The sequence below is a fragment of the Homoserinimonas sp. A447 genome (assembly GCF_054489325.1).
Genome location: NZ_JBTMWW010000001.1, coordinates 467623 through 484892, shown reverse-complemented (window position 1 = coordinate 484892; position 17270 = coordinate 467623). Strand labels below are relative to the sequence as shown.

Here is a 17270-nt window from a genome sequence, read left to right as displayed (position 1 = left end):
GACTGGGTGAGCGGTGGGTTCTACGCGGCCGGAGGCGGCTGCGCGGGTGCTCGGGTGCGGGGTCGGCCCGCCGTGTTCGGGTGCCGTGGTTCCGGCATGACGCTGAGCACCTCGCGGTGCTCCCGCGCGCGTGAACCAACGGTGAGCTCCAGGGATCGCACCGCGACGGCGGCGTGGCGAGCGCTCAATGCTGCCGCAACCAGGATGGTAGCGAGGCCGGCCGCCAGCAGTCCGGAAGGTTCCGCCTGCGCGATGACGAGCGCGAGGAACGACAGCGTCATGATGATGACGAGTCGTTGCCTGAGCCAACTCATGGGTACAGGGTAACCCGCCATCAGGTCAGAATGACCAGTTGCTGGGTCGCCCGGGTCATCGCGACATAGCGATCGACTGCCCCTTCGATGCCGTCGCCGAACGATTCCGGGTCGATCAGGATGACCAGGTCGAATTCGAGCCCCTTCGACAGCTCCGGAGTGAGCATGCGAACGCGCGATGGGAGCGTGTCGTGCAGCGGGTCGCCGGCGGCGATCACGCAGGCCACACCCTCGGCGTGCTCGGCCAGCCACGCGTCGAGGATGATACCCAACTCGGAAACCGACCCGTGCCTGACGGGAACTCCGCTGCTGCGGATGGAGGTGGGCACGTTGGCATCCGGCAGCACCGCCCGGATCACCGGCTCCGCCTCTGCCATGACCTCCTCTGGCGTGCGGTAGTTGATGCTCAGCGAAGCCACGGTGAACTGGTCGAGCCCAATCCGCCCCAGCCGCTCCTCCCACGACTCGGTGAACCCGTGCCGTGCCTGCGCCCGGTCACCGACAATGGTGAAACTCCGTGACGGGCAGCGGATGATCAGCATCTGCCACTCCGCGTCGGTCAACTCCTGCGCCTCGTCGACGACGACGTGCGCGAATGGTCCGGCGAGCAGGTCAGGGTCGGTGGCGGGCAGCGCGGCTTCGTCGTCCAGGGTGTTGCGGAGGTCCTCACCGCGCAGCATCGTCATCAACCCTTCACCGTCGTCGTGCGCCTCCGCAGCGATCAGCTCGTCGACGACCCTGTCCATCCGTTCCCGCTCGGCCGCGACCACCGCCTCGAGTTGCCGTTTGCGACGGGAGGCGCCCGGATCGCCAATCCGTTGCCGTGCCGCATCCAGCAGCGGCAGGTCGGACACCGTCCACGCTTTTCCGTCACGACGCTGCAGCTGCCCAACTTCCTCGGCGGTGAGCCACGGGGCGCAATGCCGGAGGTAGGCGGGCACCGACCAGAGGTCTGTGACCACACCGGCCGGGTCGAGCAGCGGCCACGCGCGGGTGAATGCCCGGCTCAACTCCTCGTTCTGCGCGAGGGCCCGGCGCAGCAGGTGCGGCGGTACCTCATTTTCATCGAACCGGTCGGCGGCGATGTCGATGAGCGCTTCCCAGACCTGCTCGCGCGCCTCGTTGTGCGGAGTACCGCCTTCTGGCGCGTCGAACGCCTCGGCCCACTCCTCAGTACTGAGCCAGACATCCGACCACGGCGTCTCGACAGTCATCCCCTGGGTCGGCGGCTGCTCGTAGAACCTGACGGCCGCCCCGATCGCCCCCACCATGGCCGCCGATGCTTTGAGGCGGCTCACCTCGGGGTTGGTTTCGACCGTTGCGGTGGCGCCTCCAGGCACCAGGTCTCGCAACGTGCAGGTCTCCACTCCTTCCTCGCCCAGCCCGGGCAGCACATCGGAGACATAGTCGACGTACGGCTGGTGCGGTCCGACGAAGAGAACCCCGCCCCGGCGGTGCCCGAGGCGCGGATCCGAATACAGCAGGTAGGCGGTGCGGTGCAGCGCGACCACAGTCTTTCCTGTTCCGGGGCCCCCATCGACGACGAGAGCACCACGGGACCCGGCGCGGATGATCGCATCCTGGTCTGCCTGGATGGTGCCGAGCACATCCCGCATCCGATCCGACCGGTTGCTTCCGAGGCTCGCGATGAAGGCGGACTGGTCGTCCAGTGCGGCGTTGCCGCCGAGCCCGTCCGGCGTGTACACCTCGTCCCAATAGTCGGTGATCCGGCCAGCCGTCCAGCGATACCGGCGGCGGCTCGCGAGCCCCATCGGGTTGGCGTGCGTCGCCCCGAAGAACGGTTCGGCCGCTGGGGAACGCCAGTCGAGCAGCAATCGGCGGCCATCGCGGTCGGTGAGTCCGAGTCGCCCCACATACACAGGCTCGGAGCCGGCTGCATCGACGATGCGCCCGAGGCACAGGTCCAGGCCGAAGCGGCGCAGCGCTCGGAGCCTGGCCGTCATCCGGTGGATGTCCAGGTCCCGCTCAAGCGCTGCCTGGCCGGTACCTCCCGGCTGCTTACGCACGTCGCCCAGGCGGTCGGATAGCTCGGCGATCGCCTGCTCGAGGCTCGTGGCGATGGCCACGAAATGCTGCTCGTCGGCGGCAATCAGCTTCGGGTCATCTTTCGCTGCGAGGCGTTCCGGAAGCTCGAAGACCCTATCGATCATGGGGTTTACACCTGCACGCATCTCACCACTCCAATTGCCCGATTCCGGCGTCGACGGACAATTCTGCGGTACTAGGGGGGCCTTGCCACAAGCCCCCCTGTCAGCTATAAATTAAGAATGGAAGGGTGTGAAAACGCCCTTCTTCTTTCGTTAAAGCGCCCTAGAGCTCCAACACCAGACGGTCTCCGATGCACCGCGAGACGCAGATCATCATGGTCTCGTTGCTGGCCCGCTCCTCGTCGCTCAGCAGGCTGTCCCGGTGGAGTGGCGTTCCCTCGACAACGACCGTCTCGCAGGTGCCGCAGATGCCTTCCTGGCAGGAGTTGAGGGCCGGAACGCCGCAGCGCATCATCGCGGCCAGGATCGACTCATCCGCGGCCACCTCGATCTCGGTTCCGTCGCTGGTCTCGACGATGAACGCCGTATCGGAGTCCTCGGCGCCGTTCCCGTCGCCGGTGAACCGTTCGACGTGCAGGCGCGCTGCCGGCCAGCACTCCCCCAACGCATCCAGCAATGGGGCCGGGCCACAGGCGTAGATCTCCGGATCGATCAGCCCGAAGGCGGCGATGCCTGCGCCCAGCGGAAGCCTCCCGCCGCTGTCGCTGGTGTGCACGGTGACCCGGTCGCCATACGGCTCCAGCTCATCCAGGAAACCCATCGACTCCCGATTGCGCCCGAGGTAGAGCATCCGCCACGTGATCCCCGCCTGCTCTGCCGCCTTCACCATGGGGAGTATCGGCGTGACGCCGATACCACCGGCGATGAACAGCACATCAGATGCCGGGGCGCTGTACCTGAAGCTGTGCTTGGGACCGGTTGCACTGAGGGTGTCGCCGACCTGTACCGAGTCATGGACGGTGTCCGAGCCGCCGCGGCCCGCCAGTTCCCTCAGCACCCCAATGCGCCAGCTGCTGCGATCAGCCGGGTCGGAGCAGAGCGAATACTGCCGGATCATCCCACCGGGAAACGTGAGGTCGATATGCGAACCGGGCGTCCACTCGGGCAGCGGGGTGCGGTCAGCACTTTCCAGTGTCAGCGCGAGAACCCGGTCGGCGATTGCTTCACGCCGCAACACCCGCAGCTGGATGCTCACGCCTGCACCGCAGCAATCGCCCGGTCGACTTCACGCACGACAGCGCCATCGATCACCAGCGTCGCCGCAGCGCGGATGCGCGGGTAGAGCACCGCATCGCGAACCAGATGCCCGTTCGGCCGGCCGTCACTCGACGGGGTGCTGCGCAGCAGCCGCAGCGCCGCGCGGCTAGCCGTACCGATCGCATCCGCACCCACTCCGCGTTCGATCAGCCGCAATTCCAGCGCCTGCGCTGCCATCAGGTACTCGATGGCGACGACCTGCTGGATGTTGCTGACAATGGTGCGCGCGTGCCGACCGGCGTTGTTCGCCATCGAGACGTGGTCCTCCTGGTTGGCGCTGGTCGGGATCGAGTCGACGCTGTCGGGGTGGGCGAGCGTCTTGCAGTCGGAGACGAGCGCGGCCGCCAGGTATTGCGGCAGCATGAACCCGCAGTCCAGGCCGACCTGCTCGCTGGCGATGAGCATGTCCGGAAGCCCACGGTTCAGCGTTCCGTCATCGAGGCGGAACAGCCTCCGCTCGGTGATGTTGCCGATCTCGGTGACGACGATGGAGATGAAGTCGGCCGCGAATGCCACGTACTCGGCGTGGAAGTTGCCGCCGGAGACCGCCTTGAGCGTGCGAGTGCTCGGCAGGTCCGGGAAGATCAGCGGGTTGTCGGTTGCCGCGTTGATCTCGGTCTCGATGATGCCGGTGACGAAGTCGAGGGTGTCTTTCACCGGGCCGAACACCTGCGGAACACAGCGCAGCGAGTAGGCGTCCTGCGGCGGCTGGCGGTCGGGGTCGGTGTCGCGATCACCGGTCACCAATTGGCTGTCTTCCAGCAGCTGGCGGATGCGGGTGGCCACCGCGATCTGCCCCTGCTGTCCCCGGGCCTGGTGCAGTTCGTCGATGAAGGCGTCGCCGAAACCGCGAAGGGCTTCGATCGACATGGCTGCTGTGATGGTCGCGGTCTCCAGCAGCATCCGGGCGTCCCAGAGTGCCAGCCCTGCCTGCGCGGCCGAGAACGACGTGCCGTTCAGCAGGGCAAGGCCGTCCTTCGCGGAGATCGGGATGCGGGCGATCCCGGCGTGCGCCATCGCCTCGACGCCAGAGACAATGCGACCGTCAACGAAGGCTTCGCCGGAGTCGAGCGGGTCGTCCTCGCCGCTGGGCGGGCCGGTCAGCACGATGGCGATGTGGGCCAACGGGATGAGGTCGCCGCTGGCGCCCAGCGAACCGTACTCCGGCACCGCCGGGAACACATCGTGGTTGAGCATGTCGATCAGCCCCTGCACCAGCGAGGGTCGGATGCCGGAGTAACCGCGGGTGAGGCTGACGATCCGAATGAAGATGGTGGCGCGCACGACCTCTTCGTCGACGTTGCGGCCGACGCCGGACGCGTCGGCGAGGATCAGGCGGCGGCTGAGTTCAGCCGCATCCCCCGGGTTGTCGAATGCCCGGCGGCCGGCGAGTGAGCCGAAGCCGGTGTTGATGCTGTAGATCGGCGCCGTCTCCTTGCCCGCGGCCATCCCGTCGATGATTCCGTCGATCCACTCCCGGCTCGGCGCCATCCGCTCGGCAACGCCTGGAGCAAGCGCGACCCGCCGGCGGTGGCGGGCGACATCAACGAGATCGCCGAGGCTTGCGTCGTCATCGCCGATCAAGAGGACGGGTTGCTGGGTCATGCGATCTCCTTGTTCTGGACGCTTGATTGTTCACGTGGCGCCTGTAAGCCGACCTGACTGGCTGGCGCCCACACGCCGAGCGCGTCGGTGAGGTCGGCAGCAGCAGAGTGCAGCACCTGCACGGTGTTCTTCACCCATTCACGCGAGCCGCACCGCGCCTCCGGCCCGGCAACGTTGAGCGAACAGACCGCTTCCCCGCCGAAAAGCACCGGCACGGCAACGGATACCGCCCCGGCGTCGAACTCACCACGGGACAGGGCCCAGCCGACACGGCGGATGGTGGGGATGCTCTGCCTCAACTGCTCGGCAGTCGGGGTGCGGTCGGTGAAGCGCTCCAGCTCGCGACCGAGGACTTGCTTGATCACCGCATCCGGTGCCCAGGCGAGCAGCGTGCGCTGGCCGGCGCCGGCGTGAAGGGGCAGCAATTGGTTGATCGCGAAGGTGTACTTGAGCGATTTGTCGGGCTCCGCGCGCCGCAGGCAGAGCGCACGGGTGCCGACCCGGACGATCATCACCGCGGTCTCCCCGATCTCTTCGACGAGCGCGGCAAGAACTGCCGGCCCGACCTCGGCAAGGTAGGACTGTGCGGAATGGCGCCCGCTGAGCCCGACCAGCGCGGTGCCGGCCTCGTAGCGCCCGCGGTGTTCGCGGACGAACTGGCCGTCGCGCAGCACCCGCAGGTAGCGGTAGGTCGTGCTGACGGGCAGGCCGACCGCGAGTGCGAGCGACGCCGCCGTGTGTTCGCCCGATGCGGCGATCTCGGTGAGCAGCGCCAGTCCGCGCTCAAGGGATGAGTCCACCGGGCACCTCCAGGTTCATTGTCCTAGCCACATGTCGCCAGCCGCGTTGTTGCTAGCCACATGGTCCGCCACTCAGCGGGCAGCATCCAACCGTCATTCTCACAGAGCAAGAACCTGGGTCGCGTCGATTTCCCGTCGCTCGATACGGTGAAGGCCCTTCCCAAGGCAAAGGACCAGCGATGACGGATCTCCCCTCGTTCCCCGATGACCCGTACTCCGACGCCAATCTTGCCGACCCCTATCCGCTGTTCGAGCGGATGCGCGCGGCCGGCCCGGCCGTCTGGCTGGAGCGTTACAAGGTGCTCGCCTTCACCCGGCACCAGCTGGTGCGCGACATCCTGGTCGACCATGAAACGTTCATCAATGGCGCGGGCGTCGGGCCGAAGAACCTGCATCATGAGGCTGCTTGGCGACCCCAGGGCATCCTGGAGTCGGACCCGCCCATCCACGGGCAGATGCGCACGGCAATGGTCGACGTGATCTCGCCGCGTGGCGTTCGTGCCCTGCGCGCGCAGTTCCAGGAGTTCGCCGACGAGTTGGTGGACCGCCTGGTAGCCCAGGGCGAGTTCGACGCGGTCACCGAACTCGCCGAAGTGTTCCCCATCCGGGCTTTCGGCGACGCGGTCGGCATCCCGCGCGAGGGGCGGATGGAGAACCTGCTCCCCCACGGCGCGATGAACTTCAGCGCTTTCGGGCCCGAAGACGATCGCTACCGCCACTACTTCGAGAAGGGCGAAGGCACCAGGGACTGGGTGATGGCGAATTGTGCACGCGACAACCTCGATCCGGACGGACTGGGCGCGAAGATCTGGGAGCATGCGGACGCCGGCGCCATCACCGCAGACCAGGCGGCACTGCTGGTGCGCGCCCTGCTCTCCGCCGGGCTCGACACGACCGCGCTGGCGATCGGCAACACCCTGCGAAGCCTCACCGGAACCGACGGCGCCTGGCGCACCGTGCACGAGAAGCCGTCGATGATGAAGTTCGCGATTGATGAGGCGCTGCGCTTCGAATCGCCGTTCCAGTCGTTCTTCCGCACCACCTCGCGCGCGGTCGAGTTCCACGGCATCCGCCTTGAAGAGGATCAGAAGGTCATGGTGTTCCCGGGTGCGGCGAACCGCGACACCGAGCAGTGGGGGGCGGATGCCGACAGCTACCGCATCGACCGGCAGGCCGGCGGGCACCTGGCTTTCGGGATGGGTATCCACCAATGCGTCGGCCAGCCCATCTCGCGACTGGAGATGGACGTCGTGCTGACGACCCTCGCGACTCGCGTGAGGAGCATCGAGCGCCTGGGTGAGCCGGTTCCGTACCTCCACAACACGCTGAAGGGCGTGGCGTCGCTGCCCGTTCGGGTGGTCGCCGCCTGAGCCCACATCCGCTCGCTTGCCCGCCACTTTGAGGGACCTTTTGTGCGACTCGCACGGTATGAGGGAGTTTTTTGCGAGTGGCGTGCGGTTTCTCCTGCTTTTCGGCTACTCCGGCAGCAGTGCTTGCGCGTAGTTGGTCACGGAGCGCTGGTAGCGGGGCAGGTGGGGGGCCAGCGCGGCAAGCGCCATGGCGGCAGCCTCCCGTTCGCGGCCGACGTCGATGAGCGCGAACGCGAGGAACGCACGAACGGCATCATCCAGTTCGTCGGTGCGGGCGTCGCGCTCTTCCTCCAGCAGCGAGACGCTTTCGGATGCCTGGCCGAGGTTCCGCAGGGAACTGGCCAGCTGGATCACCGCCTGGCGATGCCTGCTCCCGTCGAGTCCCAGCTGCAGAGCACGACGGTAGTGGGGCACGGCGAGGTCGCTGTGACCGGTGGAGTCGTAAGCGCCACCGAGTTCGTGGGCCGCGACCGCATCATCCGCCGGTCGCTCCGAGACCAGGCGAGTCATCTCCAGCACGAAGGCGTCCGGCTCGTAGCTGTCGATGAGTGCCCAGAGCGCATCCGCTCGCTGCTGCCAGGTCGTGCTGTTCGTATTCACGAGGCAAACCTATCGCCGCAGCCACGGCTGCACGAACACGGTTGGCACCGACGGCATTGTGCGTGAGGATGGCAGGACTACTTTCGGGAGGCACACAATGGCGACAATCGACGAGTACATCGCGGGGCTTGACGCCCCCAACGACGTCATTGCGGCGGCACTGCGGGCGCACCTCGACACCGGGCTGCCGGATGCGGTCGGCCAGGTCTGGCACGGGCATCCGGTGTGGATGATGGGCACGACGCCAGTGGCGGGCTTCAAGGCGTTCCCGAACTATGTGACCTTCATGCTGTGGCGAGGGCAATCGATCAACGACGACACCGAGACGCTGGTGCCGAGCGGTTCAGCCGACATGGCGACGCTCAAGATCGCCGACAGCGACGGGTTCGACGGTGAAGTGCTCGACGACTGGCTGAGGCAGGCACGCGAACTGGCGGGGGGCGACTAGAAGTCGACCCTGTTGTCACGGGATGCACGGGTCTACGCTATGAGCCATGTCGGCCGAACCGGATGACTATTCCCGGGCCCTGAATCAAGCGCACCACCACGCTGAACAATGGCTTACGTCGATGCCGTCGCGAGAGGTTCGGCCGCAGCTGACCGCCGACCAACTGGCGACGCAATTCGACGAACCGTTCCACGAGGATGGCGCAGACCCTGTCGATGTGGTCGATGAGCTGGTCCGGCGGGTTGAGCCAGGACTGATGGCCATGCCCTCCGGCCGGTTCTTCGGCTGGGTGATCGGCGGCACCCTGCCTGCCGCACTCGGCGCCGACTGGCTGGTGAGTGCGTGGGACCAGAACACGGCACTCCGGTTTGCCACTCCAGGTGTGGCAGCCGTGGAACAGAATGCCGGCGACTGGCTGCTCGACCTGCTCGGGCTCCCAGCCGGCTGCGATGTCGGCTTCACCACCGGTGCCACGATGGCCAACTTCGTCGGCCTGGCAGCGGCGCGACAGGATGTGCTCGACCGTGCGGCCTGGGACCTCACCACGAACGGTCTGACCGGCGCACCCAGGGTGACCGTTCTCGTGGGTGCCGACCGTCACGCATCCGTCGACCTCGCCCTGAAGTACCTGGGGCTCGGCAAGCCGACCGTGGTGGCGGCGGATGCGCAGGGGCGGCTGGTCGTCGACGCGCTGGCCGAGGCGCTCAGCAAGGCGGACGGGCCGAGCATTGTCTGCCTGCAGGCCGGCAACCTGCACTCCGGCGCGTTCGACCCGATTGCCGAAGCGACAGCGCTTGCTCACGAGCATGGCGCGTGGGTCCACGTGGACGGCGCTTTCGGGCTGTGGGCTGCCGCCAGCCCCACCCACCGGGCGCAGCTGTCCGGGCTGGAGTCCTGCGACTCCTGGGCGACCGACGCACACAAGACGCTGAACGTCCCGTACGACTGCGGCGTGGCGATCGTGGCGCGTCCGGATGTCGTTCGGTCGGTTTTCACCACGCACACCAGCTACCTGGTGACCGACGACAGCGGCCCCGGCGACCCGTTCGAGAAGGTGCCGGAGTTCTCCCGGCGGGCTCGCGGCGTGCCGGTCTGGGCGGCGTTGCGCGCTCTCGGACGCACCGGGGTGGTCGGCATGGTGGACCGCATGGTGGAGATCGCCCAGGAGTTCGCGGAAACGCTCGGCCGGCTTCCCGGGGTCGAGGTCCTCAACGACGTCGTCTTCACCCAGGTGTGCCTGAGCTTCGGCTCCGACGAGAGAACCCGCAGCATCACCGCGCGGCTGCTGGCCGACGGCACCACCTGGATGTCCGGCTCGCACTGGGCCGGCCGCGATGTGCTGCGGATCTCGGTCAGCAACTGGTCGACGGATGCCGACGACGTGGCGGCGTCAGTGGATGCGATCGAACGGGCGATCGCATCCGAAGACGCCGGCTAGCTGCTCTTCAACAACTCGTCGAGGCGCTCGTACCCTTCGTTGATGCCCTTCTCCATGCCGGACTCCGCCATCCCGTCCCGGTCTTCGACCGACTGGTAGGCGGAGTGGTTGACGATGCGCGTGCGCCCGTCGCCCAGGTCTTCAAACGTGACGGATTCGAGGCTCACGTGCCCCGGCCATCCGTCGAACTCGAAGGTCTGAACCAGCGTGTCGCCGGAAACCGAGTGGAAGACGCCGCTGAATCCGTAGGCGTTGCCCTCCGGGTCGCGGTGCGTGTACTGGTAGCGTCCGCCGGTCTCACCATTCCACTCATTGACTTCCATTTCGTAGCCGCGTGGGCCAAGCCATTGGGCGATGAGGTCCCGGTCCAGGTAGGCGCGGCGCACGGCATCCTTCGGCGCATCGAACTCACGCACGATGTCGATGAACGGCAGTCCGTCGGGAATGGTGATGGTGGTGGGGTTGGTGCTTGTCATCTTTCCTTCTCCTTCATCGTTTCGAGCAGGCTGTCGAGGCGCCGGAATCGGCCCTCGGCGACGAGGCGATAGGTGTCGATCCACTCGGTGAGTGCCTCCAGCGCAAGCGGCTCGAGGTGGCACGGGCGGGTCTGCGCGTCACGACTCCTGCTGATCAGCCCGGCTGCCTCGAGCACCTGGATGTGCTTGGAAACACCCTGCTTGGTGATCTGGAACGGCTCGGCGAGCTCGTTCACCGTCGCGGGACCGGTCGACAGCCGGGCGACGATCTTGCGTCGTACCGGGTCGGCAAGCGCCAGGAAGGCCCGGTCCAGCTGGGCCTCAGAGGCGTCCGTCTCAGTCATTATCAACCTATCGCTTTATCAACCAATTGGTTGATAACAAGAAGATACGCCTCCACCGGCCAGCGGTCAATACCCCGACCAGATTCAGTCGTCGCTGGAGTGGATGGTGCGCCGCGCCGACAGCAGGTCGATCTCGGGCCGTTCGGCGATCATCCGTTCAACCTGGTCGAGCACCTCCACCACGCGCGAGCCGTCAGCGGCGACAACGGCGACACCGATCGCTGCTCGACGGTGCAGGTCGAGACTGCCCACCTCGGAGACACTCACCTCAAACCGTCGGCGCACCTCCGCGATCACCGGCCGCACCACGGAGCGTTTCTCCTTAAGCGAGTGCACGTCGCCGAGCAGGATGTCGAACTCGATCGCCCCAACCCACATGCCGTCATCCCTTCACTCGCGGGCGAGTGTACGCGTGGCGATGGCGGCTACGCGAGGATTCCATGGAGCACTCAGATGCGCTGGCTAACGTCGTGATCGGCTCGACAACAACACGCTTGATAAAGACGCGGGGGCGGCATGGGTGTAAGGCGCGGCAGAACATCCAGTCTCCTGATGAGCTGGCCGGCTGACCCGGAGCGCCGCAATACACTGGGCGCGTGGAGCAACTCCTGATTTCGGTGCTGACGCTGGGCGTTGGTGCCTGGGTGGGCGGCTTCGCCACGGTATTCGTCGTGTCGCGCAGCAGCAAAGCGGCTCTCCAGGCGGCCGGGCGGGTGGCCCTGTTCCGCGATCTGGGCCGACGGTATGCGGTGGTGGCGGCCATCGCGATGGCGTTGATCCTCGTCCCAGCCACTGTGCTCACCATTCTCGAGCCGAACACCACTGTCATTGCCGCACTTGCGGTAGCCGTGGCGCTCATCGCCGCCAGCATCCCGGCGATCGCCCAGGCAGGGCGAATGGGAAGACTGCGACGCGAAGCCCTTGCCGCTCCGGATGATGCGGCGAAAGCATCCGCTGTGCTTCGCGGTTCGCGCTCGGCTGCCGTGCTGCGTGGCGCTCTCGGGCTCGGCAGCCTGGTGCTGGTCGTGCTGGCGGTCGCGCTGAACCTACAGCGTTAAGACGTGCCGCCTCGGTTCTTGAAGATGGCCCACTCGTCTTCGAACATCCGCGGACGCAGCAGGACTGCGCCGGAGATCGCCATCCCCACGACAGTGCTGATCAGGAAGAGGATCGGAACAGTCCACCCTCCGGTCAGGTCGCGCAGGATACCCAGCATCACCGGGCCCAGGGCACCGATGAGGTAGCCCATTCCCTGCGTGAATCCGCTCAACGCGATCGCGCCCTGGTGGGTGCGAGTGCGCAGGTTGATGAGCACCAGCGCGAGCGGGAAGTGCATCGCACCCAGGCCGGCGACCACCACCCACAGCACGGTCAGCGCACCAGGGGCGAGGAGCAGCCCGAGATACCCGCCGGCGTAGAGGAGGCACCCGGCAACGGTCAACGGACCGGCGCTGCCTCGCCGCACCGCCAGAACCGGAACGACTACCGCCAGCGGAACACCCATGCCGGCGTACACCGCGAGCAGCGCGCCGGCGGTTGCCGGGGTGACGTCGGTCACGTCCAGCAGGATCTCCGGGAGCCACGCGAACATGCCGAAGATGTTGATCGAGGTCATGCCGAAGAACACCGCGAGCGCCCAGGCCAATCGGGAACTCCAGACGCTTCCCACCAGAGCCGGGGTGGCGACGTCGTCACGTTCGGCGGAGTCCGCACTCCGCGGTTCGCGGCGGCGGACCAGCGCGATCCACGGGATGACGGCCACGGCCGCCAGGGCGGCCCACATGCCGACGGACACCCTCCAGCCGAACGCGTCGGCGACGGGCACCGCCACCAGCGCCGGAACCATGCTGAAGAACGTCATGCAAGTGACATACAGTGACGTCACTCCGCCGATGCGGTCAGGAAAATACTTCTTCACGATGGGCGGCAGTACGACGTTGGCGACGCCGACGGCGGCGAAGGCGACGCCGCTTGCCACCGCAAGACTCAGGTAGCTGCCGGATGTCCCCCGCCAGACATGCGTGAGCGTCATCACCACCAGGGCGACGAGAAGCAGTGTCTCCAGGCGCATCCGCCGTCTCAGCAGCGGTGTCAGGAGGCCGAAAATGGCGAAGAGCAGCGGAGGCAGTGTGCCGAGCAGTCCGATGCGGATGCTGGTAAGCGGCAGGTCCGCGTCGATCTCGCCGAAGATGGGCGACAGGGCTCCGACCGCGGGGCGAAGGCTGAGCGCGACCAGGATGATGCCGACCAGCACTACCGAGCGGCCGGCCCAGACCGGGAGCGGATGCTGGGTGCTCGGCATTAGTCCAACCTAACCTCCGCCACCGGGGCTGGACCGGGGCCGCGCGGGGGCTCAGCCCTTGGCGACGGTGACGCTGACCGGTGTCGGGTTCGCGAACAGGTCGAAGACCGGGCAGTGGGCGTCGACGACTTCGCGGAGCTCCTGGTAGCGCGCATCCGTTTCCGGCCCGGTGATCGTCACGGCCAACCGCACGGCGCTGAAGCCCGGGCGAACAGAGTTGTCGATGCCGAAGAGGCGCCTGGCGTCGAGGTCTCCCTCGGCTTTCACATCGATGTCGTCCACCTGGATGCCGAGTGCTTGGGCGTAGAGCCGGTAGACGACGACCTGGCAGGAGATGAGCGCGCCGAGTGCGAACTCGACCGGGCTGGCGGCAACGTCGTCGCCGGCGAGGGCATCCGGCTCATCGACGAGGAAGGCATGCTTGCCCGCGGTAATCGCTGTCGCCACTGAGCCGACGCCGGAGCCGTTCACCCGGTAGGTGAGCAGGGCCGTTTTCGGGTCGGCGGAAATCCGGTTCGCCCACGCGGCACCCGCATCGGTGAGCCTGTCGGCACGCTCGGCGGCGGCAACTGTTGGAACGGTGGATGGGTTTGTGGAGGTTTCGAGAAGTGTCATGCGGCGACGCTACCGAACGTGCCCAGACGGCGTCGGAACACTACGTCACACGGCGAAACCGGGCGTAACTTCGGCCTGAGTTCGGGCCTAATTCTCCCCGCCGAGGTTGCCGGCCAGACGACCGTGCATCGAGGTGCTCGCCTCGTTCATCCCGACCAGGACCACACGCTTGCCGTGGCGTTCGTACTTGTTGGTTATCGCGTCGAGGGCTGCCACCGTCGAGGCGTCCCACACGTGGGACTGCGACATGTCGATCACGACGCGCTCCGGGTCATCCGCGTACTCGAACAGGGTGGTCAGGTCGTTGCTGGAGGCGAAGAAGAGTTCGCCGCTGACCGTGTAGTACGCGGTCGGTACGACCTCGTCGTCGGGCAGGGTTCGCGTGACGGTGACGAAGTGGGCGACCCGACGCGCGAAGGCGACCATCGCCACAAGCACACCAACGATCACGCCGATCGCGAGATTGTTGGTGGCAACGACCACCGCGACGGTGGCGACCATGACCGTGGTCTCGCTTTTCGGCATCCGCTTCAACGTGGACCAGCGGATGCTGTGCCAGTCGAAGGTGAGAACCGACACCATCACCATGACGGCCACCAGGGCGGCCATCGGGATGATGGCGACCAGGTCGCCGAGACCGACCACGAGGATCAGCAGGAAGACGCCGGCCAGGAAGGTGGAGATGCGGGTGCGGGCACCGGACGCCTTCACGTTGATCATGGTCTGGCCGATCATGGCGCAGCCGCCCATACCGCCGAAGAGGCCGGAAAGCACGTTGGCGACGCCCTGGGCCCACGACTCCCGGGTCTTGTTCGAGTGCGTGTCTGTGATGTCGTCGACCAGTTTGGCCGTCATCAGCGACTCCATCAGGCCGACCAGCGCCATGGCGAGTGCGTAGGGCGCGATGATGGCGAAGGTGTCCCAGGTGAGCGGCACCGTGGGGATGAAGAACTCGGGCAGGCTCTTCGGCAGTTCACCCTCGTCGCCGACCGTCGGCACGGCGGCGGCCATGGTCACCGTGATGACGGTCAACACCACGATCGCGATGAGCGGAGCCGGAACCACCTTGGTGATGCGCGGCATGACCACCATGATCAGGATGCCGCCGGCCACCAGCGGGTAGACCAGCCACGGTACGCCGATCAGGTGCGGCAGTTGGGCGATGAAGATCAGGATGGCGAGCGAGTTGACGAACCCGACCATGACGCTGCGCGGGATGAACCGCATCAGCTTGGCGACACCGACCAGTCCGAGCATTATCTGGAAGAGGCCGGCGAGGATCACTGTGGCGAGGAAGTACTCGATGCCGTGCTCGCGGGCGACCGGCGCGATAACCAGGGCGACGGCGCCGGTCGCCGCCGAGATCATGGCCGGCCTGCCGCCGAGGAAGGCGATGGTGACGGCCATGACGAACGAGGAGAACAGGCCGTACCGCGGGTCGACGCCGGCAATGATGGAGAAGGAGATGGCTTCGGGGATGAGGGCCATCGCGACCACGAGGCCGGCCAGGACTTCGCGGGTCAGCAGCCGTGGAGAGCGGAGTGCGGTCAGTACCGAGGGGTCCGGCCTATAGCGGGTGTGTTCGGCGCGGTTGCGGTCAGTGGCAGTCATGGGAGTCCTTGCAAGTGGGGGCCGCATACACCCTAGCCGCGCTTGCATTGGCCCCCCGACGAGATGAGCATGGACGCATGCCCACCCGACTGCTGCTGATCGCAGACACCCATCTGCCGAAGCGTGCCCGGCAACTGCCCGAGCAGGTATGGCGGGCGGTCGATGACGCGGATGCGGTTGTCCACGCCGGGGACTGGGTGCACCTTACGCTCCTGGACGAGTTGGAGCAGCGCGCCTCACGGCTGGTCGGGGTCTGGGGCAACAATGACGGGCCGGAGCTGAGGGCACGGCTGCCGGAGGTCGCGCGCGCGGTGATTGACGGCATCCGCTTCGCTGTGGTGCACGAGACTGGTTCGGCAGCCGGGCGTGAGGCGCGGTGCGATGCGGCATTTTCGGACACCGACGTGCTGGTGTTCGGGCACAGCCACATCCCGTGGGACACCATGACGCCACGCGGGCTGCGACTGCTGAACCCCGGCTCCCCCACCGACCGGCGACGCCAGCCGGCCTGCACCTACCTGACCGCGGTGGCGGATGCCGGCACCCTCCGTGATGTGGAGTTGGTTGACGTGCCAGGTCGAGTACTTAAAGACGATTGAGTTTGTCGCAACCAGTCGAGCTTGCCCAGACAGCACCGACTCGTCGCATGACGCGCAAGGTTCGCTGGCGCGCGTACGGATCCGCCTCGCGAGGAACCCAGACGCTAGCCGATCGGAGCTGCGCCCACGCATTTTCACAAGCGACCCTCCGATCGGTGCGCGTGGACGTCGTGCTGTTCACCACCGCTGACCCAGACGGCAAAGTGCGCGGAGAGGGTGTGACGCGACAGATCGCCTACCTATGCTGGGGTGAAATTCGAGGAGCAGGAATGTCCGCACCCAGTTCGGTTCGATCTCCTTCCTCCGCCCGGCGGAGCGTTCTCTGGATGGCCGTGGTCATCACGTTGCTGCTCTCGCTGGGCTGGGGGTTGTTTTTCATCGTGGTGCTGCCCGGTGACTTCGGGCTGGGCAACAATCAGACCTTCGGTCTCGGACTGGCCTTCACCGCCTTCACCCTGGGTGCCAGACACGCTTTCGATGCCGACCATATCGCCGCGATCGACAACACCACCCGCAAGCTGGTGAGCGAGGGTGGCCAGCCGATGTCGGTCGGCTTCTGGTTCGCGCTCGGCCACTCCACCGTGGTACTCGTCGCCGTCGGCCTGCTGGCGGCGGGGCTCAACGGACTCGCCGAACAGCTCTCGGACGACGGCTCCGCCCTCGCGGCCGTCACCAGCACCTGGGGGCTGATTGTCTCCGGCGCCTTCCTGTTGCTGATCGGCACCGTGAACCTGTTCTCCCTCACCAGGATCTGGCGTACCTTCCGACGGCTGAGCACAGGCGACTTCAGTGAGGAGCAACTCGAGGAGCAGCTGCAGGACCGCGGAGTGGTCAACCGGGTGCTCGGCCCACTGGCCCGACGCATCGACAAGCCCTGGAAGATGTACCCGGTCGGGTTGTTGTTCGGCCTCGGCTTCGACACGGCCACCACCATCGGGCTGTTCGTCATCGGAAGTGGTGCTGCGCTGGCCGCGCCATGGTATGTGGTGCTGGTGCTTCCCATCCTGTTCGCTGCCGGCATGACCCTCTTCGACACGATCGACGGCATCTTCATGAACCGGGCGTACGCCTGGGCCTACGCCCGCCCGGTGCGCAAGGTGTATTACAACCTGACGGTGACCGTGCTGTCCGTGCTCATCGCCTACCTGGTCGGTGGGGTGGCGTTGCTCGGATTGCTGGCGGTGAACATCCGGGCGGATGCCGGACCCCTCGCCTGGATCGCTTCGCTCCAGCTCGAATATTTCGGTTTCATGATTGTCGGCTTGTTCCTGCTGACCTGGCTGGGTTCGCTCGCCTACTGGAAGCTGGCCAAACTCGACGGTCGTTCTCCGGCACCGAACTGAGGTTCGCACTCCTTGTCCCGTCCCCATCCCGGGGGTACGCTCGCGCCAACACACGCCGCCGTAGGACGGCTGTGCTGAA

18 protein-coding genes are annotated in these 17270 nt (G+C 66.7%); 6 read left to right on the top strand and 12 right to left on the bottom strand.

All coding sequences use genetic code 11. The annotated features are described in order from the left end of the window. Positions 1–20 precede the first annotated feature (20 nt). From ACX3O0_RS02340 to ACX3O0_RS02320, 5 genes are all read right to left on the bottom strand, one after another. On the bottom strand, positions 21–314 hold the full coding sequence (locus tag ACX3O0_RS02340) for a hypothetical protein (protein WP_459106666.1): 294 nt from the start codon (positions 312–314) through the stop codon (positions 21–23). A 20-nt stretch (positions 315–334) separates the two neighbouring features. Continuing rightward, on the bottom strand, positions 335–2485 hold the full coding sequence (gene helR, locus ACX3O0_RS02335) for an RNA polymerase recycling motor ATPase HelR (protein ID WP_459106665.1): 2151 nt from the start codon (positions 2483–2485) through the stop codon (positions 335–337). A 160-nt stretch (positions 2486–2645) separates the two neighbouring features. After that, positions 2646–3578 carry a PDR/VanB family oxidoreductase gene (locus tag ACX3O0_RS02330; protein ID WP_459106664.1) on the bottom strand — a complete coding sequence of 311 codons (933 nt, stop codon included), beginning with the start codon at positions 3576–3578 and terminating at the stop codon, positions 2646–2648. Next, positions 3575–5245, bottom strand: a complete 1671-nt coding sequence (locus tag ACX3O0_RS02325) for an HAL/PAL/TAL family ammonia-lyase (protein ID WP_459106663.1) — start codon at positions 5243–5245, stop codon at positions 3575–3577. Before ACX3O0_RS02325 ends, ACX3O0_RS02330 begins: the two co-directional genes overlap by 4 nt. Further along, positions 5242–6045 (bottom strand): IclR family transcriptional regulator, encoded by an 804-nt coding sequence (locus ACX3O0_RS02320; protein WP_459090639.1) that lies wholly within the window; start codon positions 6043–6045, stop codon positions 5242–5244. Before ACX3O0_RS02320 ends, ACX3O0_RS02325 begins: the two co-directional genes overlap by 4 nt. A 179-nt stretch (positions 6046–6224) precedes the next feature. On the opposite strand from ACX3O0_RS02320, the gene ACX3O0_RS02315 reads away from it, so the two are divergent. Next, positions 6225–7415, top strand: coding sequence for a cytochrome P450 (locus ACX3O0_RS02315; RefSeq protein ID WP_459106662.1), 1191 nt, complete (start codon positions 6225–6227; stop codon positions 7413–7415). Positions 7416–7520: 105 nt separating this feature from the next. Here the strand turns inward: ACX3O0_RS02315 and ACX3O0_RS02310 are convergent, their stop codons facing one another. After that, complete coding sequence (locus ACX3O0_RS02310) at positions 7521–8015, bottom strand: tetratricopeptide repeat protein (RefSeq protein ID WP_459106661.1); 495 nt, start codon at positions 8013–8015, stop codon at positions 7521–7523. Between the two features lie 97 nt (positions 8016–8112). Here ACX3O0_RS02310 and ACX3O0_RS02305 point away from each other — a divergent pair, with 97 nt between their 5' ends. Both ACX3O0_RS02305 and ACX3O0_RS02300 read left to right on the top strand, forming a co-directional pair. After that, entirely contained in the window at positions 8113–8463 is a 351-nt protein-coding gene (locus ACX3O0_RS02305) for a DUF1801 domain-containing protein (RefSeq protein ID WP_459090633.1), read from the top strand. Positions 8464–8509: 46 nt separating this feature from the next. Next, entirely contained in the window at positions 8510–9901 is a 1392-nt protein-coding gene (locus ACX3O0_RS02300) for a pyridoxal phosphate-dependent decarboxylase family protein (protein WP_459106660.1), read from the top strand. On the opposite strand, the gene ACX3O0_RS02295 is transcribed toward ACX3O0_RS02300, so the two are convergent. The 3 genes from ACX3O0_RS02295 to ACX3O0_RS02285 all read right to left on the bottom strand — a co-directional run bounded on the left by ACX3O0_RS02295 (position 9898) and on the right by ACX3O0_RS02285 (position 11099). Beyond that, positions 9898–10377: an SRPBCC family protein gene (locus ACX3O0_RS02295; RefSeq protein ID WP_459090629.1), complete on the bottom strand. Its 480-nt coding sequence runs from the start codon at positions 10375–10377 to the stop codon at positions 9898–9900. The genes ACX3O0_RS02300 and ACX3O0_RS02295 overlap by 4 nt on opposite strands. Next, positions 10374–10721, bottom strand: coding sequence for an ArsR/SmtB family transcription factor (locus ACX3O0_RS02290; RefSeq protein ID WP_459106659.1), 348 nt, complete (start codon positions 10719–10721; stop codon positions 10374–10376). The genes ACX3O0_RS02295 and ACX3O0_RS02290 overlap by 4 nt, the downstream gene beginning before the upstream one ends. 84 nt (positions 10722–10805) lie before the next feature. Further along, the gene (locus tag ACX3O0_RS02285) at positions 10806–11099 is read right to left on the bottom strand and encodes a DUF503 domain-containing protein (RefSeq protein WP_459090625.1); all 294 of its coding nucleotides are present in this window, start codon (positions 11097–11099) and stop codon (positions 10806–10808) included. A gap of 218 nt (positions 11100–11317) precedes the next feature. Between ACX3O0_RS02285 and ACX3O0_RS02280 the strand changes: the two genes are divergently transcribed. Beyond that, a complete protein-coding gene (locus ACX3O0_RS02280) occupies positions 11318–11779 on the top strand; it encodes a hypothetical protein (RefSeq protein WP_459090623.1) in 462 nt (153 codons plus the stop codon). On the opposite strand, the gene ACX3O0_RS02275 is transcribed toward ACX3O0_RS02280, so the two are convergent. The 3 genes from ACX3O0_RS02275 to ACX3O0_RS02265 all read right to left on the bottom strand — a co-directional run bounded on the left by ACX3O0_RS02275 (position 11776) and on the right by ACX3O0_RS02265 (position 15249). Further along, positions 11776–13023: an MFS transporter gene (locus tag ACX3O0_RS02275; RefSeq protein ID WP_459106658.1), complete on the bottom strand. Its 1248-nt coding sequence runs from the start codon at positions 13021–13023 to the stop codon at positions 11776–11778. The two genes, ACX3O0_RS02280 and ACX3O0_RS02275, sit on opposite strands and share 4 nt — an antisense overlap. Positions 13024–13074: 51 nt before the next feature. Continuing rightward, entirely contained in the window at positions 13075–13638 is a 564-nt protein-coding gene (locus tag ACX3O0_RS02270; RefSeq protein ID WP_459090619.1) for an OsmC family protein, read from the bottom strand. 87 nt (positions 13639–13725) lie between these two features. Further along, positions 13726–15249 (bottom strand): SulP family inorganic anion transporter, encoded by a 1524-nt coding sequence (locus tag ACX3O0_RS02265; RefSeq protein ID WP_459106657.1) that lies wholly within the window; start codon positions 15247–15249, stop codon positions 13726–13728. Positions 15250–15326: 77 nt separating this feature from the next. Between ACX3O0_RS02265 and ACX3O0_RS02260 the strand changes: the two genes are divergently transcribed. Both ACX3O0_RS02260 and ACX3O0_RS02255 read left to right on the top strand, forming a co-directional pair. After that, positions 15327–15848 (top strand): metallophosphoesterase family protein, encoded by a 522-nt coding sequence (locus ACX3O0_RS02260; RefSeq protein ID WP_459106656.1) that lies wholly within the window; start codon positions 15327–15329, stop codon positions 15846–15848. Between the two features lie 326 nt (positions 15849–16174). Further along, positions 16175–17191 carry a HoxN/HupN/NixA family nickel/cobalt transporter gene (locus tag ACX3O0_RS02255; protein WP_459106655.1) on the top strand — a complete coding sequence of 339 codons (1017 nt, stop codon included), beginning with the start codon at positions 16175–16177 and terminating at the stop codon, positions 17189–17191. Positions 17192–17270 lie beyond the last annotated feature (79 nt).